The sequence below is a fragment of the Methylomicrobium sp. Wu6 genome (assembly GCF_035916875.1).
Classification (GTDB): domain Bacteria; phylum Pseudomonadota; class Gammaproteobacteria; order Methylococcales; family Methylomonadaceae; genus Methylomicrobium.
On the sequence record NZ_JAXUHN010000096.1, the window covers coordinates 116,559 to 142,721 of the forward strand.

Sequence of the window (26,163 nt, forward strand, 5' to 3'; positions counted from 1 at the left end):
GGGCGGGTTGCAAACCCGATCCCGCCCATGGCACATCCCCGGCCCGGCGGATGCGCTACACTTCCACCCCCAAAACTAATTCTCGGCGACTCGATTACAGGTTCTCATGAAACAGGTTCTTTTCTTTCTAATGCTGTCATTGCTGCTGACCAGCCAGCACGCCGCCGCGCGCGGAAAACAAGCCGCTCCGAAGTTCACCCAACCGTCTCCGCTCCAATGTGTCGCCTTTAGCCCTTACGTCGGCCAATTGAATCCCGATTACGGCCCGTATCCTTCAAAGGCCCAGATCGAGCAATTGCTCGACGTGCTGGTCCAAAAAACGCCCTTCCGCTGTATCATGACCTACGGCGTGTTGAACGGTCTCGATGCGACATTTGCGGCGGCCGAGGCGAGAGGGATCAAGGTAATCGCAATCCTCTGGCTCGACAAAGACATCGCAATCAATTCGGCCTCGATCTCGAAAGGCATCGAAGTCGCCAGAACCTATCCGAAAACGATCGTCAAACTCAGCTGCGGTTCGGAAGTCAGAACCCGCAACGGCTATGCGCTGGATGGCGAGATCACTCGCTGCATCAACGCAATGCGTGAGGCGAAGGTTGCGCAGCCGGTCACCGCGATCGACACTTGGTGGGAATGGTGCAACCGCGCGACGCCTTGTCAGCAGACCCTTTTCGCGAATCAAGTCGACTGGATCGGAATCAATGTATTTCCCTGGTGGGAAAATAAGCATGCCGATCTGTTTCCGTGCACGCCGGCCGAAAAAGCGGCCGACTTTCATCTGGCCAGAATAGAAAATGTAAGGCGCGCCTATCCCGGCAAAACCGTGATCCTGACCGAATTCGGCTGGCCGTATGCACCCGAAGGCGCGAGCGAGCCCAATGTGCATACCGGCGAGAAGTGCGGCATCGCCAATCGCCGCAATCAGGCCTTGGTGATCCGTTCCACACTGAAAAAACTGGCCGAAAAACAATGGCCCGGCATTATCTTCGAAGCTTTTTCGGAAAACTGGAAACCCAGCAACGAGGGTCTGTTCGGAGGTTCCTGGGGCATTTGCTCGGGAGAGCCGCCATACAACTGTCTGACCGGCTTGACCGCCCAGCCCAAAAGCGGCAAGCGACACTGAATGTCGCAAACAACAAACTTAAAATGAAAGAACGTGTATCCGTCTTTCTTGAAATAGATTCATCGCCTTTTCCGGACTTTGCTAAAATAATAGCAATGGGTTACCGCATAAGGCAGATTTCAGAATCGAGCCGTTAGGACGAAAGTTTTTTGTCTCGTTGCCGCGGAATTTCCGCGGTAGCCATCTAAATCACGTTACTTTCTCCATCGAGCCGTCATGCTCGATTCGCTTGACTGCGTACAGAACATCCTATACCCCAGCTCTTGTCAATTGGCCAATGTTTTTATTGAGATTTCTTGTTCAATGAATAAAATCAAATTGTTATTTGTTGTTTTGCTGGCGCTTGGCGCGTTTTTTACAGCCGGCCCCGCCAATGCGCGCTATGCCGCGATCATGATCGACGCCGACAGCGGCAATGTTCTACATGAAATCGATGCGACGCGCCCCTGGTATCCGGCGTCGCTGACCAAAGTGATGACGTTGTACATGACCTTTGAAGCATTAAGCACCGGTCGGCTCGGCCTGCACGACAGAATGACCGCATCCCATCATGCGTCGCAGCAGCCACAAAGCAAGCTGGGGCTCAGAGCTGGCGAAACCTTGACCGTCGAAGAGGCGATTCTGGCATTGATTACCCGGTCGGCGAATGATGCGGCAGTCGTGCTTGCCGAACATCTTGGCGGAACCGAGGAATGGTTTGCTGCTCAGATGACCGCCAAGGCGCGTCAATTGGGCATGAACAGTTCCCGCTTCATGAATGCCACCGGTTTGCCGAACAACTTCCAAGTCACCACGCCTCGCGATTTGGCGGTATTGGCCTGGAAAACCATGAAGAATTTTCCAAACTATTATCCTTATTTTGCGAGCCACAGCTTTTTCTTTAAAGGCCGCGAACTGCGCGGCATCAACAAGTTTACCGCCCGTTATCCCGGAGCGGAAGGGATGAAAACCGGCTTTACTTGCGGCTCGGGTTTCAACCTGATAAGTTCGGCCATGCAAAACGGCAAGCGCTTGATCGGCGTTGTGATGGGAGGCATGACCAGCGCCGAGCGCTACCAGTTGATGATGAACATGATGGACGCGGGCTTTTCCAATCGTTATGGCGACGGCTCCTATCGCAACATCAGTACAATGACCGACAGCGTGGGCGGCGAACCGCCTTATCAGCTCGACTGCGGTAATCGAAGGGGCATCACGGTCGCTTCCGCTTCCGGCGACGATAATTACCGTCATGCCGTTAATAAACCGGCCGCATCCAAGCATCACCGAGCGCACAAGCGAGTACTCGCCGCATCAGGCTATCACCGCCTCGCGGCCGGAAAAGCAAGGACCGGCAAGATAACGGTCAGCAAACGAACCTCAAAGCGGAGCGTTAAGGTTGCCAAAAATAAGCGCAGCGGCGCGACGCGAGTCGCCATGAAAACCACTCGCACGAAGACAAAGACCGCGAAGTCTTCGGTCGTTCGAAAAACCGTCAAGAAAAGAAGCAAATCCGCATAGAAAAATCACTTCCTGTCGATTACGCATCGCGCACCATTTTCAGCTTTTTCAGCACAAGCTGAAATTTTGAAAGGTGCGCGGCGCTTACGCGGCTATGAAACTATATTTTCTTCCACCGGCGAATATTCCGGTGCAAAGTTGCCATCCCTAAACCATGCATTCTTGGTCATGTCGATCGGCAAGTGGCGGCGGCGTCAAAACGCATCGCCAAACCTCCCGGACATAAAAGCCGTCAGACTGGGCACACAGATACCCATCAACTCTCAATAATTGGCTCCACAATTCCGTGAATTTTGCTCAATAACTACCAACGCCAAAGCCTAGCATTTCGTTTTTGGGTTTTGACATGGCCTGGGCCGGTTCATGTTAGTGACGACAGCCGGAAAATAATGACGGCTGCCCGGTCTGTTATCGATTGGTGCGGTTCGGAAAAACATATGCGTTGAGAGATTAACCAATCGTCTATTCAGTACGAATAACATCCGTCAATCCCACACACGGGCGATTAATGAGCTGTTTTACTGACAAATTTAGAAGCTCTTTCTTTGAAAAGCTGGTAAATTTTCCACTTTGTTTTCCACTGGCACAACCCTCATTACTTTTCTGGAAAGTCATCATGCGAACATTAAAAAAACAATTAAAACACAATCTGGCTTTGTTTCTTTTTAGCAGTCTGCTTTCAGCTATTCCGGCAATGGCGGCATCAGACCTCGAAGCTCAACAAGGTTTCGCCAGAGCGCGCGCAAAGAGCCTCCACAAGGATGCGGATCACACCGCACACGAAAACCATCCCGATAAAAGCCAGGAATTTCATGGTGTTTTTTACGGCTATCTCCCTTGCAACGATTGCGCTGGAGTTAAAACAACGTTGTCTTTACAACAAAAGAACAATTATCTGTTGGTGACTCAACCCGCAAAAGAGTCCTCCAGGGAGTTTTATGAAAGAGGAAAATATAACTGGGATGATGAAAATCGTACCGTTGTTTTAACTCCAAAAAAGGAAGGGACAAACTCACGGCGTTATCAAATTGCAGATGAAGGGACACTCATTCAGCTTAATGATGATGGTATAAAGTTGGATGACTATGTTTTGCAAAGAAGCGACACGGTAAAGTCGCGAGAAGTGCATATTCACTAGCGCATAACAAGCCTGAAAACAAGGCGAAGCGCATCCAACCGACCGCTTAAAACAAACCGCCTCTTGGCAAAAGCAAAGGCGGTTTTTTATTGCCGAAACAGGATGTCGAGCGCTATAAATGTTCAGTCGCAAAGTTGGCCAAGGTCTCTTTGGCGGCAAATATCGATATATGGTGTAGGGTGTTTTTTCCAATATCTGCTCCTGACCATTCTGTTAAAAAAGCCGGTTTGGGGCAGTTAGGGCCGATTTCAGCGGCTATCCCATTTGCAACTTATTGTTGTAAACATTAAGGCTTTCACAAAAAAGACATTTTTACCTGAGTGGGATTTTTTCAACACAATCGGCCGATTTGAGACGGTTAACTTTTTCCGCCCCTGTCTTCCGTCTTATGCATTCCGGCCGCGATTGCGCTCAACACAAGAATCCAACGCAAAGCGGAGCAGCAACAGAGTGATCAGCACCGGAAAGACCAGATAATGGTCGAGCAGTTGTAAGCTCCCGAGCGCTCCCAGCATGATGATCGAAGGCTGCAAGCCTTTTTGCCCGGCAAGCAGGCGCATATAGTGGAGACTTTCATTATCGAGGCGTTCGCACTGTCCGATGAACGCGAGCGAGATGAACGCGCTCATGGAGGCAAAATACACCGGAAAGAAAAAAAACATCGGCGAGTCATCATTGAACAGTGTTTTCCAATAGGCGAACCAAGCCAGCAACGCGCTCGAAGCAAACAGGTCGTACCAGATTCTGAAATTGCCTTTTTTGACCAGCAAGCCGGCGATCGCGATCAAGGCGCCGCCGATGCCCAGATAAAAAAAGAACAGTGTCTCCAGCAAGTTAGCTAGCGGATTCGAGGTCTGTACGAGGTAGGCAAGCGCAAGGCTGAGTAGAACGAATACAAGCATGTACTGACCCGTTGATGTGATTGTTATTAAAATGGCATCCAATTGGATTGGATTTGTTGTTTTTGTCTATGTTATGCACACAGTCGAAAGCTTGCAATTCGTTCTGATTTATGCAGGCACAGGGCTCTGCAAAAATTCTATTTATTCATACAATCTATTGATAATAAATAATTATTTTATTTTGTATAAAATTTTTACAATTTAATGACAGAGCTGGATCCATGGGGTTCGCAAGCGGTTATCGAGGGCTTTTACACAAAGTTATCCACAGAAATTGTGGAAAAGAATCATCCCGCCAGAACCGTTTTTGTCATAGCGATGTCTGGAAAGGTTCTACCCAAACAGGCTCGTTTGCCTGAACGCCGCAGCAATCGGCAGGCAGGATAATATAGCAGTTGCTTGCGGACATCGAGCCCAGCATGTGCGAGCCCTGTCCGCCGGCGGAGGCGACAAAAAATTCACCGTCCGCGTTTTGTGTCAGGATGCCGCGCTGAAATTCAAGGCGGCCGGGCTCTTTTTTGAGCGGGGCCGTTAACATTGCCTTGATTCGCAACGGACTGGCTGGCATCAAACCTGTGAGCCGCCCGAGCCCCGGTTTTACGATTTGCTGAAAGGTCACCGCAACGGCCACCGGGTTGCCGGGCAGACCGAAGAAGAACGCCTTGCCGATTTTACCGAAAGCGAACGGTTTGCCGGGTTTCATCGCAATCTTCCATAAATGCACTTCGCCGAGACGTTCGAGAATCCGGGTGATAAAATCGGCCTCCCCGACCGAGGCGCCGCCGGTCGTGATGATCACGTCATGATTCAAAGCCGCCTGGCTCAACGCGTCTTCGAGTTGCCGCATGTCATCGCCGATCACGCCCAGATCGGCGGCGCAGTAGCAAGGATCCGTCAATAGGCCGCCGAGAATGTATCGGTTGCTGTCGTGAATCTTGCCGGGCGCCAAAGGCTTGCCGATGCCGGTCAGTTCGTCACCGGTCGAAAAAAAAGCGATATTGACCGGCCTTTTTACCACGACATCATAAATGCCTGCCGAGGCGAAAAGGCCGAGTTCGATCGCGGTCAGTTTCTTGCCTGCGCCGCACAAAATCCCGCCGCTTTTGACATCTTCGCCGGTTTCGCGCACAAAGCGGCGCGCCGGCACAGCGGCCGGAAACACGGTGTAGTCTCCGTCAACCGTCACGAACTCCTGCATTACGACCGAATCGGCTTCGCGTGGCAAGACTGCGCCGGTAAAAATGCGGATGCATTCGCCCGCATTTAGTTGGCCCTGGAACGGCTTGCCGGCCCAGGAAGCACCGGCCAAATGGAGGCGAAAGGCTTGCGCTGTGTCTATGTCCCGGCTGCTGAAGGCATAGCCGTCGACCGCTGCGTTTCTGTCATGCGGAATATCGAGCGGCGAACAAACCGGCTCGGCCAGCACTCGACCCAGCGCGTATTTCAATGCCGTTTTTTCGACGCCGATAACCGGCTCTAATGCGGCCGCGATCCTTTCCCGCGCCGCCTCGACCGAAAGCATCGGCTCGTTCTCCAAACTGCACAGGTCAATCATTTGAACTCCCGGTAATGATCCAGAATGTAACGGGCAATCAAATCTGCGCGATTCAGATCAAGTTTGACCAGAGGGTACGGTACTTCGATCGGGCTGTCGCTCGCAATCGCAATGATATTCGAATCATGCGGAAACAGCAGCGGTCTTTGCAGCGACGGCCGGTGCAATTCGATTTTCGAAAACTTTTCGGCCTTGAAGCCTTCGACTAGGATCAGATCCAGTTCGGACTGGTCCAACACTTTAAGCTGCTGATCCAGGCTAGGCTCCTGCGGCGTTTCGAACTCGCTGATTATCGCATAGCGGTATTTGGAGACCAGCATCACCGGCGAAGCGCCGGCCATGCGCAAACGGTAGCTGTCCTTGCCGGGTTGATCGATATCGAAACTGTGATGACTGTGCTTGATCAGGCCGACCCGCAAACCCTGCTGTTTCAACAACGGAATCAATTGCGTCAGTAACGTGGTCTTGCCGGTACCGCTGGCGGCGGCAAAACCGAGGATCGGCTTTTGTGCATGTTGCATGTCGTTTACGTCATTGGATCGGAGTCAATAATCGCGATATTTTAAGGTATTATTTAACTCCGCACTACGATAACGGCGGCGTGGCTGTTATCATCGCCTGCCATAACGCCGGCCGGCGGCGTGTTTTGATTTTGTGAGCCCAACCTGAGTGATCCCCGGAGTCAACATTGATTCGCATTGTGTTTGTTATATTGCTGATTTTTCTTGTCTTTTTTGCGTTACGTAAACTGCAAAAAGCACCCGCCGCCGTAAAGGCCGGTTTTCTTCGCTATCTGCTGATGGCCGGCGGCCTCGTAGTACTCGTTTATATGGGGATGGCCGGCTGGCTCGGCGGGCTGTTTGCCTTGCTTGGCCTGGCGGTGGCGTTTCTGCTCAGATTGTTGCCGTCCTTACTGCATAATGCACCTTATCTACAGCAAATCTGGATGGCCTGGCAGCGCACGAAGAAGGGGCAATCGCAACAGGAATACCGGCATACGTCCGGCAAGATGACCGCGGCGGAAGCTTATGAGGTCTTGGGATTGAAAATGGGCGCATCCGATAAGGAAATCACTGAGGCGCATCGCCGCCTGATGCAAAAAATTCATCCGGACAGGGGCGGTTCTGATTATCTGGCCGCGAAAATCAATCTGGCAAAAAAAACGCTGCTGGGATGATAAGCGCCATGGGCAATGATTTTCGTAACGCGGTGTTGATGCTGATTCCGGCCTTGGCCACGGTCATGTTCGGCTGCACGGAACGGGCGGATTTGGCTCCGGTACGGACCGGCCACCAACATATCAACGATGCATTTTCGGATATGCCCAGCCCCCCACAAATGACGAGCAGTCAGGAAATGCCACCTGTGCCGCGCGATCCTTATCCGCGGGCATTGAACTCAATGAATCGGAGACCGCACCTGTCGGCAACCCTCCCCTCTACGGTCAGGCCGGTCGAGAAGTACGAAGCTAAAACCAAGCCAAAAACAATTGCTTCAAATCTAACAGCCAAAAAAAGTATAATGCCGGAGTTTGAGCCTGCAAAATCTGTCCGCAAAATTCCGGCAACCGAAATAACACCCAGTGCGAAAAAAGCTAACGCCAAGCTGAGCTTCGGTTGGCCATTGGCCGGAAGTATTTTGAAGAACTATACCCAGACAGGCAAAAAAGGCATCAAAATCTCCGGAAAAAAAGGACAAACGGTACGAGCTGCCGAGGCAGGTAAGGTGGTCTATAGCGGTCAAGGATTGATAGGATATGGTAATCTGCTTATCATTAAGCATAATGGCCAGTATTTGACTGCTTATGCAAATAATAGCGCCTTATTAGCCAAGGAGGGCGACGTTGTCGAGAAAGGCCAAGAGATCGCCACGGTTGGCGCCGGCACTTCTCACAAAGGCATGCTGCATTTTGAAATTCGCAAACAAGGTAAGTCGGTCAACCCGCTTACATTATTACCTAAGTTATGAAGATACCGATGAACGTTCATGCGAAGCGTCAGGGGAATGGGATGAAAAAAGAGATAATTGAACCCGCTGATGATGAAATCAGCCTGCCGTTTGAAGAAGATGAGGAGCTTCTATTCGAGGAAGATTTCGAGGACGAGGAAGATTCTCTCGACGACTTAGACATCGAAAGCGAAGTCCAGACTATTAAAGTCCGCGATGAGAATTTCGATGCGACACGCGTCTATTTGAACGATCTCGGCCGCTCGAAATTGTTAACGGCCGATCAGGAAAAACTTTACGGCAGCAAAGCATTGCGCGGGGACCACGAAGCCCGCAAGATCATGATCGAGAGTAATTTGCGTCTGGTCGTGAAGATATCCCGCCGTTATCTGAACCGGGGCCTGCCGTTGCTCGATTTGATCGAGGAAGGCAATCTCGGATTGATCCGCGCGGTCGAAAAATTCGATCCGGACCGTGGCTTCCGTTTTTCGACCTATGCAACCTGGTGGATTCGGCAAACGATCGAACGCGCAATCATGAATCAGACCCGCACGATCCGCCTGCCGATTCATATCGTGAAGGAAATGAACACCTATTTGAAGGCGCAGCGCCATTTACAGCAGTCGCTCGATCACGATCCGAGCGCCGAGGAGATTGCGCAGTTCATGGACAAGCCGGTTTATAAGGTCGAAAAGATGCTGAAATTGAACGAGCGGGTCACGTCGATCGATGTGCCGTGCAGCAAGGATGTCGATAAGCCGATGGTCGAAACGATTTCCGATGACGACAGTCCGTCGGCCGCCGACCGGATCCAGGAGGACGGCATCCGCCAAAGCGTTTCCGGCTGGGTCTTTCAATTGCCGGAAAAACAGCGCGAAGTCGTCTGCCGGCGTTATGGGCTTTGCGGCTATGAAGCCGAAACGCTGGAACAGGTCGCACTGGAATTGAACGTGACCCGTGAGCGCGTGCGGCAGATTCAGATGGACGGTTTGAAACGGCTAAAAGAAATTCTGCATATAAACGGTTATTCGTTCGAAACGATTTTCAATTAACGCAGTTCAACGCGTGAGCAGGGTTGGAATTTCGTTCCTGCCCCCCAATCCTTCGCGCCATGCTTACCCACACCATAAGCCAGAGCGGGCCTTTCAAATTGCGCTACACAATTGCTTAGCGTTTAAGCGCTAGCCGAACAATGCGCCCCCTTTCCCGAATCCATTGCGGCATGCATTATGCCAGCACGATTTTGATCTCCACTCAGTCGCTCGCTTCGAGATGGTTCCTGGTTCCGAGAACTGCAGTCATAGGCATGGTCACGCTAAATAATTCACGCTTCAGCACCGAATGAGAATAATCGCCCACGGATTTTTGAATCAATAAACACCCATAAAAAATCACCTCCATCATTGACAGTTTTAAACAATAGTGCTAAAAGAACAAAAAGTCTCAGTTGATTTTTTTGAATAAACTTCAAAGGGTGATGCGATGACAATTAAACGCAATCAATCACACGGCTCAAAACACTCTCGCCACTCGAAGGCGCATGATTGCGCATTTTGCACGATCATCCCGCCGCACATGACCGACCACATCATCAAGCACGGCGATGACGAGATGCGCAGCTGGACCATGGAAACAATGCGGCTGACCGAACAATTCCGCGGCATACGTGGCATCATGGGCAACATGCCGTCGCTTGCGGTTTCGACCGGACAGAAGCGGCGTACCGTTTACGATGCGCGGCAAGACGTTACGCTGCCCGGCCGTCTGGTTCGCGGCGAGGGCGGGCAGGCAAGTCAGGATATTGCGGTCAATGAGGCTTATGACGGCGCGGGCGCGACTTATGATTTATACAGTCAGGTTTACCAACGCAATTCGGTCGATGACCGGGGCCTTCGGATCGATTCGACCGTACACTACGATGTGCGGTATGACAACGCCTTCTGGAATGGCAACCAAATGGTTTACGGCGACGGAGACGGACGGCTGTTCAACCGTTTTACGATAGCGATCGACGTCATCGGACATGAATTGACCCACGGCGTCGTGCAGTTTGAAGCCGGATTGTTGTATCAGAGCGAATCGGGTGCTTTGAACGAGTCGTTCGCGGATGTCTTCGGCAGCCTGGTCAAACAACGGACGTTGAATCAAACCGCCGAGCAGGCCGACTGGCTGATCGGCGCCGGCCTGCTCGCGCCGGGCATAAATGGTCAGGCGCTACGCTCGCTCAAAGCGCCGGGAACCGCTTATGATGATCCCATGCTAGGCAAAGATCCGCAACCGGCCCTCTATGCCAACCGTTATCGGGGACGTCAGGACAATGGCGGCGTACATATCAATTCGGGCATTCCAAACCATGCGTTTTATCTGGCGGCTATCGCCATCGGCGGCTTTGCCTGGGAAAAAGCCGGCAGAATCTGGTATATCGCGCTAAGGGACGTGCTGCGTTCACGCTCGACCTTCAGCGCCGCCGCCGGCGCCACGATCAGGGTGGCGGGCGACCTCTACGGACAAAACAGCGCCGAACAGTCGGCGGTGCGCGATGCTTGGCGGGCGGTTGGAGTTACTTAAGGCTCAACCGATACGGACGGGGCTGTGCCCCGTCCGCTGCATTCGATCGATAATGGCGCTTTGTTCTCCGCGTCCGATTGCTTCTGCATCCCGCCTTCGCACCTTGGCCCTTTGCCTGCTGTGCGCGGGTGTCGTTGCGTGTAAAATTCAAGCCGGCCCCGTAACAACGGAAGATAAAATCGTGCATGTGACCATTCAAAGAACCGGAGGATTCGCCGGTATCCCGTTGATCAAATCGATCGATGCCGCCAGCCTTTCGGCATCCGAATTTCACCATCTGCAACAAATGATCGAGTCGTCGCGTTTTTTTGAATTGCCGGCTTCGATTCCGTCAAAGCCTCAACCCGACCGTTTTGAATACCAGATCCTCATCGAACAGAACGACAGAAAGCATAGCGTCACCGCCTCGGAACAGGCGCTGCCGGCCGAATTGAAGCCACTGGTCGATTGGATGATGAAATCAGAGTGGCCAGCCAAGTAGTGCGCGCAGTTTCCGAGATTTGATTTGGACTGGCGGCTTTATCTTGCCCGTCACATTGCAGCCCATCGTGTTGAGTTGCCCGATAACAGGCCGTTTCTTTCTCTATGATTTCAAACGTTTGCCGCCGCCTCCGTGCTCGCCCCACCGCCCAAGGCTTTACAATCGACAATAAAGCGCCAGAACGCTTACGCGGCTGCCAGCGCGCGATTGACATCCCCTTCGTCCTGATTTAGAGTTTGCCGCTGACACACTACAATAACAATAACTATTTTGGAGCGCACGATGGCAAAACCATTAATACAATTGGCACTGGATTCACTGGATTTCGACCAAACCATCAATCTTGCCGAAAAAACGGCGCCTTATGTCGATATTTTCGAGATCGGGACACCCTGCATCAAACACAACGGCGTCGAACTGGTCAAAACGTTACGGGAAAAGTTTCCTGACAAACTGATTCTGGTCGATCTGAAAACGATGGACGCTGGCGAATATGAAGCTACGCCCTTCTATGCGGCCGGCGCGGATATTTGCACCGTGCTTGGCGTATCCGGCATGGCGACGATCGCCGGCGTAATCAAGGCGGCAAACGCTTATGGCGGCGAGGCACAGATCGACCTGATCAATGTTCCCGACAAACAGGCCTGTGCACGCGCCGCTGCCGAGCTCGGCGCGCAAATTATCGGTGTGCATACCGGTCTCGATGCACAAGCTGCCGGCCAAACACCATTCGCCGACTTGCAGGACATCGCGGATCTGGGGCTGAACATCAGAATTTCGGTTGCGGGCGGCATCAAGCCTTCGACTGTCGATCAGGTGGTCAAGGCCGGCGCGGACATCATCGTGGTCGGTGCGGCCATTTACGGCGCCCCCTGCCCTGCGACAGCCGCCAAGCAGATCCGTGATATCGTGCACGGTACGGGCATCATCGGCACGCCGCACCAAACGCTGATCATCAATAAAATCAGATCGATTCTGGAAGCAACGGACGACAATTTGCCGGCCAAACTGACCCATATGCTTGATAACGCCAAACGCGTCTATGTGTCCGGCGCCGGGCGCTCTGGGTTAGTCTGCCGCTTCTTTGCGATGCGGCTGATGCATAGCGGCTACGATGTCAGCGTGGTCGGTGAAATCGTGACCCCCAGCATCAAAAAAGGCGACCTGTTGATCGTGATTTCCGGCTCCGGCGAAACCGAGCAATTGATCGCGTTCACGAAGAAAGCCCGCGAAGTCGGCGCGCAAATCTGCCTGATCACCGCGAAGAGCGGTTCGACGATTGGCGAAATGTCTGACGCGGTATTTCAAATCGGCACCTCCGACCAGTACGGCAAAGTCGTCGGCATGCCCATGGGTACGGTATTCGAACTGTCGACCCTGTCGTTCCTGGAAGCCTTGGTATCGCATTTGATTCACGAAAAAGGCATTGCCGAAGAAGTGATGAGATACCGGCACGCGAATCTCGAATAAGCGCCGAAGACAGGAAGCAGCGGCTTGTTATTGCCGGACGTAAGCAGACGGGCTGATCACCCTGCCTGCCTTTATTGATATTCGGCATTAACAGATGCATTGGCAGCGCCATTCGCGGCCAATACACTGTCTGCCCCCCCCACGATTACTTCAAGCCGTTAATAGCAATAAGAGAACAACAATGACCATCAGAACAAAACTACGCTGGGGCATTCTCGGCGCGGCACGCATCAACGAACGTCTGCTGCCGGCAATCGTCGAAGCGGAAAACGCGGAACTCGTTGCGATAGCGAGCCGGAGACCCGGCGCGGCGGCTGAAACACTGGCAAAATACGGCCCCGGTCAAACCCAGGCATGCGCTTATGACGATCTTGAAGCCCTGCTGAATGACGACGCTATCGATGCGGTGTATTTACCGATGGCCAATCACGAGCACGCCTTGTGGGCGCTGCACGCGATCGAACATGGCAAACATGTGCTCTGCGAGAAGCCGATGGCGTTGTCTGTCGCCGATATCATCGCGATCGAAACCGCCGCGCGGCGCTATCGGGTCACCGTTATGGAAGGCTTCATGTACCGCTTTCACCCCCAACATGCCCGCGTGCTGGAGTTGGTCAACTCGGGCCTGTTTGGCGAAATCCGCTCGGTACGCGCGACCTATTCGTTCATGATGCGTCCGGCGCGCATGTACCGGCTCGAACAATCGGTCGAACGCGGCGGCGGTGCATTGTGGGACATTGGTTGTTACGCGGTGCATTCGGCGCGAATGTTTTTCGAGGACGCACCGGTTTCGGTGTCGGCCGTGTCCAGCTATGTCGGCAGCGGGGCCGATATTTCGAGCAGCGGCGTGATCGACTTTGGCCGAGGACGCTTCGCACAGTTCGATTACAGCTTTGAACGCGCGCGTAGGTCCGAATACGAAATGATCGGCACCCGCGGCGGCATCAAATGCCACACAGTGTGGCAATTGCCGGGTGACATACCGATCATTTCCTGGTGGACCGAAGACGGCCGTCAATGCGAGGAAAGACTGCCATCGGCGAATCATTTCCGCCTGGAAATCGAACATTTCAGCGATTGCGTGTTAAGTGGTCGCGAACCGGCTCTGTCATTGGACGACGCGAAGGATAACTGCCGGATTCTCGAAGCCGCAATGCAGTCGGCCGCCGAAAGCAGATTGATCAAACTGGTTTAATACAAACAGATTTTAATAACACAAGAGGCAACACATGGCGGATTATAAGAAATACCACTGCAGAGAATGCGAGCACATTTACGATGAAGAAAAAGGCGATCCGGACAGCGGCATCGCCCCAGGAACCCGCTGGGAAGACATTCCGGACGATTGGGAATGCCCGATCTGCGGCGCGCCGAAAAGCTTTTTCAAGCTGCTCGAATAATCCGTTCTCTTTGCCGTAGCGACCGATAGAAAATATAAGGCGCTACGGCCGCGAGCACATGCTTCAGCGTATGGCCGCTGACCGCCCCGACCAAATCATACAATTCCGCATCCAAATATTCCGCGCCTTTCGATAACGCATACGCTGCGATCATGCCCCAGTAGTATTTGCTTCTCTCCGGATCGGACTTGAATAGGCACAGGATCACCGGTATCAGTATCATCGGCAGGAACTGCACCAGCGCATACAGGCGTAGATCGCCGTGACCGTTCTGTTCGGTGACATGCCAGTAAAACACCGACACCAGCCCGACTATCAACAGCGGTACGAAGATTGCGCGCGCCGCGCGCGTTGAAATGTACTCGTCGACGATCGCACTGAACAGCGCCATGAAGCCGATCGTCATCGGCAATCTGTCCCAGACCAGTATTCGATTATTCGAGTAGAGATGATAAGAAGAAGAGCCGATCCCGGTTAAAAAAACGCCGGCAAAAAATGCGAAATGCATCCAACGTAAATCAGCCAAGCCGCCTGCCGGCGACTGTGTGACAACCAGACGCATGCCGATAAACCCGATCAGCAGAAACGGAATATTCGAAATCACATTGTAGAAATTCGGCAGGCCGGCGATCAAACGCTGATCCCCGAACCGATGATAGGCCCGGTCCTGGGGAATCGGTGCAAAATTGAAGACTGCGATAATCGCGACCAGGGTGATGATCCATAGAACTCCACCTTGATGATCGTGATGCATGGCGACCTCTCAATGAACAATGTGCTAACGGCGGTTATTTGCTTTCTTTCCCGAAAAAGTTCTTATGCCGAGCCAATAATGCAGCAGTGGGAATAGAAAACGCCTTTACTCCAGACAATGGCGATCATCATGGCGTGGATTATTGACCCTGTCGCTTATCGGATACAGCGTGATCCCATCATAAGCGGGTTTCTCCAACAACTGATCCAGGCTTTGTCGTGACTGCCGCTGATCCAACCATGGACGGTAATGTTCGGCATCGATAATCACCGGCATGCGGTCATGAATTGGCTGAATCAATTGATTCGCGGCGGTTGTGATGATCGTGCAGGAATACAACATGCTTCCTCCATGCTCCCAATGCTCCCACAAGCCGGCAAATGCGAACAACCGGCGGTCTTCGCGACAGATATGATAGGCCTGTTTGCCCTGAACGGTCTTGTGCCATTCATAGAAACCGGTCGCCGGTATCAGGCAGCGCCTCTTGTGATATGCCGCCTTGAACGACGGCTTTTCGCCGAGCGTTTCTGCCCTAGCATTGATCAGCGCATGGCCGATTTTACTGTCCTTGGCCCAGGAAGGCACTAACCCCCAATCCAGACTGACCGCGCTGAGGCCGTTACTATCCGGCTGCACGATGCCGAGAATTTTTTGACCGGGCGCAATGTTGTAACTGATTTTGTAGCCCGACAATTGATCCAGATCGAAGGCCTGCATCAATTGCTCGGGCGTTGCGAGCATGTTAAAGCGTCCGCACATTATCTGTCTCCATTACAATGGCATCCCCGCGGCCAAGGTCGTCAAATTTAACAAGGTAAAACGGCGCATTCGCGGTAAAATAACAAGTTTTCATTGTTTTCACTAGAGAATCTTTATGAACCAAGAGAGCATCAAGCTGATTCAAAACTATTACGCCGCTTTCAACGCCGGCGACATGGATACTTTTTTGAACCTGTTGACCGATGACGTGATTCACGACATCAACCAGGGCAAGCGCGAGATCGGTAAGGATGCATTCAAGCAATTCATGGCCTGCATGAACCATAACTACAAGGAACAACTGGTCGATATGGTGATCATGGCGAGCGAGGACGGCAAGCGCGCCGCGGCCGAATTTGTCGTGCTCGGCGAATATCTGCAAACCGACGAAGGGCTGCCCGCCGCGAACGGCCAGAAATACCGTCTACCGGCCGGCGCTTTTTTTGACATCCGCGACGGCAAAGTCTCTCGGATCACGAACTATTACAATCTGAATGATTGGATTGCGCAGGTTAACGGCTAAAAACTCGAAAAAACGGGCTAACGGCTTCGCCGTTAACCCGTTCACTAGCCCCCAAATCCGCTGTCGATGAGTAAAAAATCCATACTCATCATATTTGCTTCGCCGTTATTGAAAGCGTTGGGGTAATGAATTTTTTATTAACGCCCATATACCTGCTTCGCCTTGTCCGCAATCAGGGTATCCTGCCACATAATCGATATTGACTTCAGAGCCTGGCCCTTGAGCTAGTTTAAGTGACACAAAAGTATTTCTTGTTCGCCATGCAATATTATGATCAGCACAAGAAGTGTTTCCACTCACGCCGAGACCACCCACCAACTGATCATTTGCATCAAAAAGGGCCAATCCGCCGCCGAAAACATTGTTTCCTCCGACCCTCTTGCCGACCATTGGATCGTTCTTTGAGCCGAATTTCGATTGATTTCCCGCATAGGCAGAACTCGGATCAACAGGATTGCTGAACTGCAACCCCCAAAGCGAGCCTCCTGGTTGAGTCGCCAGGTATAATCCCGCGGTTGTAAAAGCAAATGATGTATTTGCCGCGGTGCCAAATGAACCCTTGTTGTTTGCTAATGAAGCAGCGGTATATGCTTTCTGCGCTGAAATCACCCGACTGGCTAACCATTGATCATTTAACTTTTCCCCAGTGCTTGCAACCGCGCAAATGCGGCCATCCTTGTTAACCACGGTGCCCCACATATCAAAGCTTAAGCCCCCATTATTTGCTCCTATAGCAGTAGTCAAGGCAGACTTCAATTGGTCATAAGTTACCGGGCAATCACTTGGGGGGCCTGCGAATACTCCTGCCGAAGCCAAAGCTAATAAAGACCCCGTTACCAATTTTTTCATCATCATACTTACCCTCTCTCGATTGTTATTAATTTTTTGGGCAGTACGTTTAATTCATCATTTAAGTTCTCGACACAGTCATATTGAATTAAACTACCGGCTTGCATATAAAATTGAGCTATGCAAACCTATTCATTATAAAATATGCGGTTATAGATTATCAATCACTTAAAAATCTATGACCAAGTTTTTTTTATTTAACTTCATACCGTTATAAAGTGAAAATCAATAAAACCAGCCTCTTTCTTACCATTTTTTTCTTAGCGATCATTATCCTCCTTGCCCTAAATTATGAGCGTCTTTCCGTCCTAGCAAATGGAGTGTTCAAATCGATAACAGGCGATGAAACGCCTTCTGAAACCCCAATGGAATCCCAAAAGCCTTCCAATGAACATAAAACAGGTTCGGATAAGATAAACCAACTGTTGCACCAGAAAGCCAATGAAGCGATGAGCCCGCCTCCAATAATACGGGACAGCGAGGACCAGGAAGATATGGAAACAATTCAGGAAGCCTTGAACGACTTTTACTCATCCGAAGACGAACAAGATCGCGAAGCGGCGCTGATGACCTTGGGCGAATACCCCGATCCGAGAGCCAAGGAAGCGATCCTTTATGCGCTGAACGACCCTGAAGACAGCGTCAGGGAACAGGCAGTCAGCCAAATCAGCACCTGGGAAGACGAAAAAGAGCGCCAGCAAATGACGTTGACGGCCTTGGGCAACGACAAGCCCGAAATCGTGGTGCTCGCTCTGGAATCGATTTCGGAACTCGACGACCCGGCGTTGCTGCAGAAAATCAAGGACTTGAGCGACGATAAAAACGAAGATGTCAGCGAGGCGGCGAAAACCGTGCTCGAAATGCTGGACTCCGACTAATCCCTTCGCCAGGCCGCTTGCCGGAATCCGACAAGCGGCCCGCCATTATTTCCCGACGATCCGTTTCACATGCGCGATCATATCCTGGAGCGAATTCTCCCGGATCGTCTGCATCAATTCCTTCACGTTGAATTCATGATGCCGTTCATAAGCGACGCCGTGCTGAGGCATGTCGGCCAGCCCTGTCTCGCGGGCATGCTCGATGAAGCCGCTGTTTTTCCAGAAGAATGCGCCGGGCATCGTGGTCGGAATCACCAACACGAAAAACAGCGAACGACTGAAAACACTGTTGGTCAGCATCAACAGGAATAACGCCAGGCCTGCAATCAGACCGAAATAATCTGAAAAGCCATGGACAGTCAACAGGAGCGTCAGCAGCAGATTCGTTACCAGCAAGGCATTACGGAACATATATGACTTACCGTATTGAGTCACCTGGCGGTAGTAAGATGCCGCGCCTTCGTGGTTGCTGTGTTGCATTTCATGGGCATGCGCCAGATGGCCGACACCCTCCAACGCCAGTCCTGTCATTATGATAAGGACGAGTATGTGCAGCAATATTTGGGAGCTTTCGGCAGCAAGCGGCTGTGTCAGCACACAAACCGAGGCAATGATCAACGCCCCCAAACTGAGCATGGAACCGAAGAATGCCGTTCCGGTTTGCCAGTGATTCCAAAAAGGCCGGGCCGGAATTCTATAGAGTTTGTACATATAGAATAAACCGACTGCGCCGCCGGTCGCGCCGATCAACGCAAAACCATTCGCCAGAAACCGGGCAAAAGCATTATCGAATAAGGCAAAAAAGACATAGCCCAGCAGACCGGTATAAAACAGCGAAACCCCAGCGATCTCCCGACTCACCGGCGACCATCTCAGATTATTGAAACCCCGGTAAAAACGATGCGGTTTGCCGAGGTGCATGTTCAATTTGAACAGCCCCGTCGTTGCAATCATCACCAAGCCGGTCAGCAAGGGCCATTTGAGATACGGTTCCTGCAATGCCGCCAGCTCGGGCAAGCCCAGCCAGGAAGCCGCTATCGTCATGATAAAAGCCCCGACCGTCGCCTGGGTGCATAACGTGAAGATGACATGCGCGCTCTCATGGCTGGTCAGCAGTTTTTTCAAATTCCAGTGCTTTTCCCATCGGTGCTTGTCATGGACGGTCGCCTTGAATTTGTCTTTTTCCTCGTCGTCGCGCAGATATTTCAGCGGCATCGCATCGGTGCGGGTGACTTCCTTCGGCATCGGGCGGTTTTGCTGAAAACGGATGTTGGGATGGGTAATATCGGTGGACGGGAAGCCCGGAATCGAGGTTTTAGCCTGCACCCGGTTTTGCGGAATGTTTTCAATCACCCCGAAATCCAGCGCATTGCCCAGGCAGGCGGCGACGCAGGCCGGCTTCAGATTGACTTCTAGACGGTCGACGCACATATTGCATTTGGACACCTCGCCCTTAACCGGATCGAGTTGCGGCGCGTTATAGGGGCAAACCCAGGTGCAGTAGCCGCAGCCGAAACAGATGTCGGGGTCCTGCAGCACCGCGCCGTATTCGGCGAACTTGGTGTAAGCGCGGGTCGGACAGCCTTTCAGGCACACCGGATCGTCGCAATGATTGCACGCCATCGAGATATTCAGGCGCTTGTAAGCGGGATAAGAACCGCCTTCGACGAAGCCCACGGAACGGTAAGCCAGATGAACAGGCAGATCGTTTTTTTCGCTGCAAGCCGATTCACAGGCATGGCAGCCGATGCAGTTGTCGGCGTTAAAATAAAAGCCGTGCTGTTTATAGCGGTTGGGATTTTCTCCTATGACGGGAATGTTATTGATGTTCAGGCTGCTGTTTCTCAGTTCGCTGGCTTTATGGGTCAGCTCGATATTCTGTCCATAACGATTTTGTTTTTGCGCCGCCTTGTCATTTAAAAAAGCATACTTGGGCTCGTCTGCTCGTACTTCAGCCATCATAATCTCCGATATTAATAGGTGCGCGATTCTTTGTTTAGCTGGGCGGCAATTTGCTGATCGACCTTTTCAATCCTGACCGCCTGCTGCTTGAATGCGGGCTGCCTTGAGTGGGGATCGAGCAGGCCCAAGGTGAGCCGGTTGACGCAATCGAAAAAATGAAACGGAATAAACACCATGTTTTTGGGAACGCGCTGAGTCAACATTACCATCACCACCGCATCGCCCCGGCGCGAGACAGCGCGTACATAAGATTGATGCTCTATACCCAGGGCCTCCGCGGCTTCGGGATTCATCTCCATGAATGGAATCGGGCTAAATTTGTTGTTGTTGCCGATTTTTCCGGTCTTGGTTCGGGTATGCCAGTGCTCGACCAGACGGCCGGAATTCAGCCAGAACGGATAGTCGCCATCCGGTACTTCATTGTTATTGATAAACGGCAGCGGAATCAATTTGGCCCTTCCGCCTTTGTAGCGAAAGGATTGAGACTGCGTGTACAGCCGCTGTTCGCCATTGACGCCCTGCTTCGCCTGGTCTTCGGTATAGGGCCATTGGATGCCGCGCTTTTGTTCGATCAGATCATGGCTCATGCCCGAAATATCACAAAGGCGGCCCTTGGACAGCTGCTTCATTTCCTCGAACACGTCGGCGGGACGATCCGGAAATTTAATCTTCTGTCCTTGCTCAAAACGCTTGGCCAGCAGATTGAAAATTTCCAGGTCCGATTTCGAATCGGCGTAAGGAGCTTTGACCTGGCGGGTAATGTTGACCCGACGTTCGGTGTTGGTAAACACACCTTCCTTTTCCGCCCAGGTCGCCGCAGGTAAAAAGATATGAGCGTATTGATTCGATTCCGCGTCGGCGTAACAATCCTGCACGATCAGGCATTCCAGTTTTTTCAGGGTTTTGCGTATGCGCGCGGTGTCGGGCATCGACGTCATCGGATTGGTCGCAACCAGCCACAAGCCCTTGATCTCGCCGGCTTCAATGGCGGGAAATATGTCGGTTTCGGTCAGGCCGCGCTGCTTGGGGAAAAACTCGGGATCGATGCCCCAGAATTTTGCAATTTCCTCACGCTCCTCCGGCTTTTCCAATGCCCGATAACCGGGCAAGCCGGAACAGGAGGACCATTCGCGCGTCCCCATCGCATTGCACTGGCCGGTGATCGACAAACTGGTGCCGCCGGGCTTGCCGATGTTGCCGGTGACCAGATTCAGATTGTTGATACCGACGACGCCGTCCGAGCCGTGGGTGCTCTGGTTGATGCCCATCGTCCAGATACTCATCGCGCGGTCCGCCTTGGCGTAATATCTTGCGACTGTGCGGATGGTTTCGGCGTCGATGCCGCAAATCATTGATGCAGTCTCAGGATCGTAGTTTTGCACTTCTTTGGCCAGCTCCTCGAAGCCGGTGGTGTTGGTATCGATATACTCGCGATCTTCCAGACCTTCGGCCAGAATCACATGAATCAGCGCATTTTGCAGCACGACATCGGTGCCCGGCGTGATCGGCAGATGGATATCGGCGAACTGCGCCAGCATAGTCACGCGCGGATCGACGACGATCAACGGAAATTTGCGTTTTTCCAATGCTTCCTTCAAACGCCAGTAAATGATCGGATGCTGTTCCGGCAGGTTCGAACCCCAGGCAATCAGGCAGTCGGTATGCTCGAAATCCTCATAGCATCCCGGAGGGCCGTCCGAACCGAACGAGCGTTTATAGCCCGACACCGCCGACGCCATGCACAACGTGGTATTGCCGTCGTAATTGTTGCTGCCGATGACGCCGCGCGCCAGTTTGCCGAGTGTATAGAACTCCTCGGTCAGGAGTTGCCCCGTCGAAACGATCGCGAAGGCGTCGCGCCCGTAGGTGCGCTGAATCCGCTTGATTTCCGACGCCATTTTATCCAGCGCCGTGTCCCACTCCGCATCCTGGTAGGGCTGGTATATCGAGTTTCGCAGCAAAGGCTTCTGGCCGCGTCCTGGGGCTTCGAACACCTGATATTCGAAAATCCCTTTGAGACACAGCTTGCCGCGATTGACATCGGCACCGCCGACGCCCCGAGTTGCCACCGGTTTACCCTCGGCATTGCTGCCGATTTCAATCGAACAACCGGTGGAACAATAGCCGCAAGTTGAATACGTCCATTTTACGACGCCCTTATCGGCCATCTTGATCGGATTTTTTTTATTTCGTCCAAATAGCATAGTTATCGTCAACTCGGGTTGAATTTGATCCGTATGGCCAGAGATTAATCCGGCAAAAACACCGTACCCTCTGCAAAAATCACCGCGCTTCCGCCGACCCTAAGGGTCAATTGCGCCTTGCCTTTGTGGTCCATTTCGACGTTGATCACGCTGCGGCGCGAGTTCGCGTCGCCACGGTCGACCGCGAAGGTATGCGTGCCCTTGCGGGTCTGTTCGAACGAACACAGATAGGAGGCAAAAGCCGGCACCGCCGCGCCGACCGGCGGATCGTCGTCATGACCGATGTGCGGACCGAGCAAGCGCAGATTGAAATCGGAGTCGGAATAAGGCGTTTTCGGCGCAAACAGCAGGATTTCCTGCGCGGCGGTCTGCGGCGCGGCGGACCGGCTCCATGCCGCGTAGTTGAAACGCGCCTTGCGTACCGTTTCATATTTCCAGACCGGCACGACCAGATACGGCATGCCGCAGGCGACCAGGCGCGCCGAATATTTGATGTGATCGAGATCGGCTTGCGGGATCGACAGCACGGCCGCCAGTTCCTCATCGGTCGGCGCGAAACGGTCGATGATCGAGGAGACCTTGTTGGTGAACTGCACGAATACCGGCTTGCCTTGTTCGGAGGTGATGTTCACCTCGACCGGCCCCGCATTCTGTTCGAAAACGACCGGTGTCACCGGGTCATCCAGCGCGATGTCTCCGCACAGACCAAGCACATAGGCGGTTGCGATGATCGGATGGCCAGCGAAATCGACCTCGACTTTCGGCGAATACATCCGCAATTTGCGCATATCGCCGCCGGGGTGGAAGACGAAAACGGTCTCCCATAGATTCAACTCGTTCGCGATTTTTTGCATTTGCTCGTCGCCGAGGCCGTCCGCATTCGGGAACACCGCTATTTGCGCGCCGTTGAAGACTTGCCGGGTGAATACGTCGGCAATGTAATATTGATATTTCATCCTTAGCCTCCGATGCCGACTGCGACGCGGCCGTTTTCGATCCGGATCGGATAAACGGGCACCGATACCGCCGCATCCTCCACACAGACGCCTGTCTGCAGGTCGAAATGCTGTTTATACAAGGGCGAAGCGACCACGATCCGGCCGTTGATGTCCCCGATCATGCCGCGCGACAACACATTCGCCTGACCTATCGGATCGTAATTTCCGACCGCGAACAGCGCCGATTCTTTCGGCATATAAAATATCGCCACCTGTTGTCCTTGCACCAGCGCACAGACGCCCGAATCGGGTTGTAAATCGTCCGCGCCGCACACATCGATCCATTCGGTCATTCCACGTCTCCCATCACGGTTTCTTGTTCGGTTTCAGCGATCAGTTTGAAATGCTTGCGTTCGTCTTCGAGCGCCGGACGGAACTGGCCGCGTTCCTCGACAAACAGCACGTTGTCATCCTTCGCATCGCTGTTGATGAAATGACGGAAGCGTTTCAGCCGCGTTTCGTCATTGATCGTGGTCTTCCACTCGCATTGATAGGTGTCGATCACATATTGCATCTGCTGTTCCAGTTGCTCGCAGATGCCGAGCTTGTCGTCGATGACCACCGACTTCAGATAATCGAGGCCGCCTTCCATGTTTTCCATCCACACCGAAGTCCGCTGCAGGCGGTCGGCGGTGCGGACATAAAAGATCAGGAAGCGGTCGATCAATTTGATCAAGGTTGTCTTGTCCAGACCGGTCGCGAACAGATCGGCATGGCGCGGCTTCATGCCGCCGTTTCCGCAGACGTACAGGTTCCAGCCGGTCTCGGTCGCGATTACGCCGACATCCTTGCCTTGCGCCTCCGCGCACTCGCGCGTGCAGCCGGACACCGCGAATTTCAGCTTGTGCGGCGAACGCAGGCCTTTGTAGCGGTTTTCGAGTTCGACCGCGAGGCCGACACTGTCGTCGACGCCGTAGCGACACCAGGTGCTGCCGACGCAGGATTTGACCGTGCGCAGCGATTTGCCGTAGGCATGGCCGGATTCGAAGCCTGCATCGATCAAATCCTTCCAGATCGACGGCAACTGATCGACGCGCGCGCCGAACAGATCGACGCGCTGGCCGCCTGTGATCTTGGTGTACAGCTTGTAATTCTTGGCTACCTGACCGAGCGCGATCAGCATGTCCGGCTTGATCTCGCCACCGGTGATGCGCGGCACGACCGAATAGGTGCCGTCCTTTTGCATATTCGCCAGAAAGGTGTCGTTGGTGTCCTGAAGTCCTAAGTGCTCGTTTTTCAGAATGTAATCGTTCCAGTAAGACGCCAGGATCGAGCCGACCGCCGGCTTGCAGATGTCGCAGCCCCTGCCCTTGCCGTATTTTTCGAGCATTTCGTCGAAAGTGGTGATTTGCTTGACCATGACCAGGTTGTACAGATCCTGGCGGGTATAGGGAAAATGCTCGCAAATATCGGTATTGACCTCATAGCCGTGTTTCGAAAGCTCCGAGTTCAATACAGATTTCAACAGCGCCGCGCAGCCTCCGCAGCCGGTCGAGGCCTTGGTCTCGGCTTTCAGGCCACCGATCGTGGTGCAACCGCCGTCGATCGACCGGCAAATGTCGCCTTTGGTCACGTTATAGCAGGAGCAGATCGTCGCGGACATAGGCAATGCATCCGGCCCCAGGCCGACCGATTCGTCGGAGCGGCTCGGCAGGATCAGCGCATCGGGATTTTCCGGAAGTTCGATGCCGTTCAGGCAGTATTGCAGCAAGGTGCCGTAGCCGGAAGCATCACCGACCAGCACCGCGCCCAATAGGCGTTTCTTGTCCTGGCTGACCACAAGGCGTTTATAGACTTCGGTCGCGCCGTTCTGATAGGTGTAGACCATCGCTCCCGGCGTTCTGGCATGCGCGTCACCGATGCTGGCGACATCGACGCCCATCAGCTTCAGCTTGGTGCTCATGTCCGCGCCGGTAAAGCTGCCCTCGCCGCCGGTCAGGTCGGCGGCAACCGTGCGCGCCATCGCATAACCGGGCGCGACCAGTCCGAAGATCATGCCGTTCCAGAGGGCGCATTCACCGATCGCATAGATGTCGGGATCGGACGTTTTACATTGGTTGTCGATCACGATGCCGCCGCGCGGCCCCATGTCCAAACCTGAAGTGCGCGCCAATTCGTCGCGTGGCCTGATGCCGGCCGAAAACAGAATCAGATCGGTTTCGAGTTCGGTGCCGTCCGCGAAACACATCTTATGCCGGCAATTGTCGCCGTCCTTGATCACGCTGGTATTCTTGCCGGTATGCACGGTCACGCCGAGGGCTTCGATTTTTTGCCTGAGCATCGCGCCTCCGGACTCGTCCAGTTGCACCGCCATCAGGCGCGGCGCGAATTCGACCACATGGGTTTGCAAGCCCAGATCGGTCAACGCCTTGGCCGCTTCAAGCCCTAGCAAACCGCCGCCGATCACCACACCGACCCTGCCGTCTTGCGCGGACGCGGTGATCGCTTCAAGGTCTTCGATCGTGCGATAAACGAAACAATGCGGACGCTCATGGCCCGGTACCGGCGGCACGAACGGATAGGAGCCTGTCGCGAGCACCAGTTTGTCATAACGGGTCGTGACGCCTTTCGCGGAATTGACCATTTTGGCGGCGCGGTCGATGCTCGCAGCCTTGTCGCCGAGATGCACGGTAATGCCGTTCCGCGCGAAGAAACCTTCCTCGACTAAGGACAAGTCTTCGGCGGTCTTGCCGCTGAAAAACGAAGAGAGGTGCACGCGGTCGTAAGCCGCCCGCGGTTCTTCGCAAAAAGTCACTATGTTGTAATCGGCGTGCTTGCCGCTGCCGACCAGGCTGGCCAAAAAATTCTGGCCAACCATGCCGTTACCGATAACGACGATTGTTTGTTTTGTACTCATGACACCCTCAATCAACAGATTAACGCTTATCGTGCGTAGGTTCAGCAAGATGCGCGCCATATCAAACAAATAATTGTTTTATATGATGATTAGTAAATGCAGACAAAATCGCTAAAGAATACCCGCAACAAATCGCACGGCAATGGTGCATTGATGCGCCAATCCACCATCTTGCACCCAATAATAGTGCGCGGCAGCCGTCTTTAGTGCGCAAGAACTCGATGTAGGAAACGTCCAATACGCAGGCGACTCATCCTGGCCAAAAGTGATGCTAGGAAACTTGTGATTACCGGGA

General features: G+C 53.1%; 24 protein-coding genes. 13 read left to right on the forward strand and 11 right to left on the reverse strand.

The features are described from left to right. Positions 1–106: 106 nt before the first annotated feature. The 3 genes from U2W12_RS19440 to U2W12_RS19450 all read left to right on the forward strand — a co-directional run bounded on the left by U2W12_RS19440 (position 107) and on the right by U2W12_RS19450 (position 3,761). Complete coding sequence (locus tag U2W12_RS19440) at positions 107–1,123, forward strand: exo-beta-1,3-glucanase (RefSeq protein WP_326502360.1); 1,017 nt, start codon at positions 107–109, stop codon at positions 1,121–1,123. Positions 1,124–1,426: 303 nt separating this feature from the next. Then, positions 1,427–2,623 (forward strand): D-alanyl-D-alanine carboxypeptidase family protein, encoded by a 1,197-nt coding sequence (locus U2W12_RS19445; protein WP_326502361.1) that lies wholly within the window; start codon positions 1,427–1,429, stop codon positions 2,621–2,623. Between the two features lie 616 nt (positions 2,624–3,239). Then, positions 3,240–3,761 carry a copper resistance protein NlpE gene (locus U2W12_RS19450; protein WP_326502396.1) on the forward strand — a complete coding sequence of 174 codons (522 nt, stop codon included), beginning with the start codon at positions 3,240–3,242 and terminating at the stop codon, positions 3,759–3,761. Between the two features lie 386 nt (positions 3,762–4,147). Here U2W12_RS19450 and U2W12_RS19455 read toward each other — a convergent pair whose 3' ends face one another. From U2W12_RS19455 to mobB, 3 genes are all read right to left on the reverse strand, one after another. Next, entirely contained in the window at positions 4,148–4,663 is a 516-nt protein-coding gene (locus U2W12_RS19455; RefSeq protein WP_326502362.1) for a hypothetical protein, read from the reverse strand. A gap of 310 nt (positions 4,664–4,973) precedes the next feature. Further along, positions 4,974–6,218: a gephyrin-like molybdotransferase Glp gene (gene glp / locus U2W12_RS19460; RefSeq protein ID WP_326502363.1), complete on the reverse strand. Its 1,245-nt coding sequence runs from the start codon at positions 6,216–6,218 to the stop codon at positions 4,974–4,976. Next, complete coding sequence (mobB, locus tag U2W12_RS19465; RefSeq protein WP_326502364.1) at positions 6,215–6,739, reverse strand: molybdopterin-guanine dinucleotide biosynthesis protein B; 525 nt, start codon at positions 6,737–6,739, stop codon at positions 6,215–6,217. Before mobB ends, glp begins: the two co-directional genes overlap by 4 nt. 179 nt (positions 6,740–6,918) lie before the next feature. Between mobB and U2W12_RS19470 the strand changes: the two genes are divergently transcribed. The 8 genes from U2W12_RS19470 to U2W12_RS19505 all read left to right on the forward strand — a co-directional run bounded on the left by U2W12_RS19470 (position 6,919) and on the right by U2W12_RS19505 (position 14,084). After that, entirely contained in the window at positions 6,919–7,395 is a 477-nt protein-coding gene (locus tag U2W12_RS19470; RefSeq protein ID WP_326502365.1) for a DnaJ domain-containing protein, read from the forward strand. A gap of 8 nt (positions 7,396–7,403) precedes the next feature. After that, complete coding sequence (locus U2W12_RS19475; protein WP_326502366.1) at positions 7,404–8,186, forward strand: M23 family metallopeptidase; 783 nt, start codon at positions 7,404–7,406, stop codon at positions 8,184–8,186. 41 nt (positions 8,187–8,227) lie between these two features. After that, entirely contained in the window at positions 8,228–9,217 is a 990-nt protein-coding gene (gene rpoS, locus U2W12_RS19480; protein WP_326502367.1) for an RNA polymerase sigma factor RpoS, read from the forward strand. A 430-nt stretch (positions 9,218–9,647) separates the two neighbouring features. Then, positions 9,648–10,733, forward strand: coding sequence for a M4 family metallopeptidase (locus U2W12_RS19485; RefSeq protein WP_326502368.1), 1,086 nt, complete (start codon positions 9,648–9,650; stop codon positions 10,731–10,733). 181 nt (positions 10,734–10,914) lie between these two features. Continuing rightward, positions 10,915–11,214 carry a protealysin inhibitor emfourin gene (locus tag U2W12_RS19490; RefSeq protein ID WP_326502369.1) on the forward strand — a complete coding sequence of 100 codons (300 nt, stop codon included), beginning with the start codon at positions 10,915–10,917 and terminating at the stop codon, positions 11,212–11,214. Positions 11,215–11,496: 282 nt separating this feature from the next. Next, positions 11,497–12,684, forward strand: coding sequence for a bifunctional 3-hexulose-6-phosphate synthase/6-phospho-3-hexuloisomerase (hxlAB, locus tag U2W12_RS19495; RefSeq protein WP_326502370.1), 1,188 nt, complete (start codon positions 11,497–11,499; stop codon positions 12,682–12,684). A 181-nt stretch (positions 12,685–12,865) separates the two neighbouring features. Beyond that, complete coding sequence (locus tag U2W12_RS19500; RefSeq protein WP_326502371.1) at positions 12,866–13,879, forward strand: Gfo/Idh/MocA family oxidoreductase; 1,014 nt, start codon at positions 12,866–12,868, stop codon at positions 13,877–13,879. 34 nt (positions 13,880–13,913) lie between these two features. Continuing rightward, on the forward strand, positions 13,914–14,084 hold the full coding sequence (locus U2W12_RS19505) for a rubredoxin (RefSeq protein WP_326502372.1): 171 nt from the start codon (positions 13,914–13,916) through the stop codon (positions 14,082–14,084). On the opposite strand, the gene U2W12_RS19510 is transcribed toward U2W12_RS19505, so the two are convergent. Together U2W12_RS19510 and U2W12_RS19515 are read right to left on the reverse strand one after the other, a co-directional pair. Beyond that, the gene (locus U2W12_RS19510) at positions 14,068–14,838 is read right to left on the reverse strand and encodes a ceramidase domain-containing protein (RefSeq protein WP_326502373.1); all 771 of its coding nucleotides are present in this window, start codon (positions 14,836–14,838) and stop codon (positions 14,068–14,070) included. The genes U2W12_RS19505 and U2W12_RS19510 overlap by 17 nt on opposite strands. Positions 14,839–14,943: 105 nt before the next feature. Next, positions 14,944–15,597: an SOS response-associated peptidase gene (locus tag U2W12_RS19515; protein ID WP_326502374.1), complete on the reverse strand. Its 654-nt coding sequence runs from the start codon at positions 15,595–15,597 to the stop codon at positions 14,944–14,946. Between the two features lie 115 nt (positions 15,598–15,712). Here U2W12_RS19515 and U2W12_RS19520 point away from each other — a divergent pair, with 115 nt between their 5' ends. Further along, positions 15,713–16,120 (forward strand): ketosteroid isomerase-related protein, encoded by a 408-nt coding sequence (locus tag U2W12_RS19520; protein ID WP_326502375.1) that lies wholly within the window; start codon positions 15,713–15,715, stop codon positions 16,118–16,120. Between the two features lie 105 nt (positions 16,121–16,225). Here the strand turns inward: U2W12_RS19520 and U2W12_RS19525 are convergent, their stop codons facing one another. Continuing rightward, positions 16,226–16,975, reverse strand: coding sequence for a heme-binding protein (locus U2W12_RS19525; protein WP_326502376.1), 750 nt, complete (start codon positions 16,973–16,975; stop codon positions 16,226–16,228). Between the two features lie 359 nt (positions 16,976–17,334). Between U2W12_RS19525 and U2W12_RS19530 the strand changes: the two genes are divergently transcribed. Continuing rightward, entirely contained in the window at positions 17,335–17,847 is a 513-nt protein-coding gene (locus tag U2W12_RS19530) for a HEAT repeat domain-containing protein (protein WP_326502377.1), read from the forward strand. Positions 17,848–17,892: 45 nt separating this feature from the next. Here the strand turns inward: U2W12_RS19530 and U2W12_RS19535 are convergent, their stop codons facing one another. The 5 genes from U2W12_RS19535 to nirB are packed head-to-tail and all read right to left on the reverse strand — an operon-like array spanning position 17,893 to position 25,868. Continuing rightward, positions 17,893–19,806 (reverse strand): DmsC/YnfH family molybdoenzyme membrane anchor subunit, encoded by a 1,914-nt coding sequence (locus U2W12_RS19535; protein ID WP_326502378.1) that lies wholly within the window; start codon positions 19,804–19,806, stop codon positions 17,893–17,895. Between the two features lie 14 nt (positions 19,807–19,820). Beyond that, positions 19,821–22,013, reverse strand: a complete 2,193-nt coding sequence (locus tag U2W12_RS19540; protein WP_024298511.1) for a nitrate reductase — start codon at positions 22,011–22,013, stop codon at positions 19,821–19,823. 44 nt (positions 22,014–22,057) lie between these two features. Continuing rightward, on the reverse strand, positions 22,058–22,969 hold the full coding sequence (locus U2W12_RS19545; RefSeq protein WP_326502379.1) for a PhzF family phenazine biosynthesis protein: 912 nt from the start codon (positions 22,967–22,969) through the stop codon (positions 22,058–22,060). 2 nt (positions 22,970–22,971) lie between these two features. Beyond that, entirely contained in the window at positions 22,972–23,304 is a 333-nt protein-coding gene (nirD, locus tag U2W12_RS19550; protein ID WP_326502380.1) for a nitrite reductase small subunit NirD, read from the reverse strand. Then, the gene (gene nirB, locus U2W12_RS19555; RefSeq protein WP_326502381.1) at positions 23,301–25,868 is read right to left on the reverse strand and encodes a nitrite reductase large subunit NirB; all 2,568 of its coding nucleotides are present in this window, start codon (positions 25,866–25,868) and stop codon (positions 23,301–23,303) included. Before nirB ends, nirD begins: the two co-directional genes overlap by 4 nt. Positions 25,869–26,163: the final 295 nt, after the last annotated feature.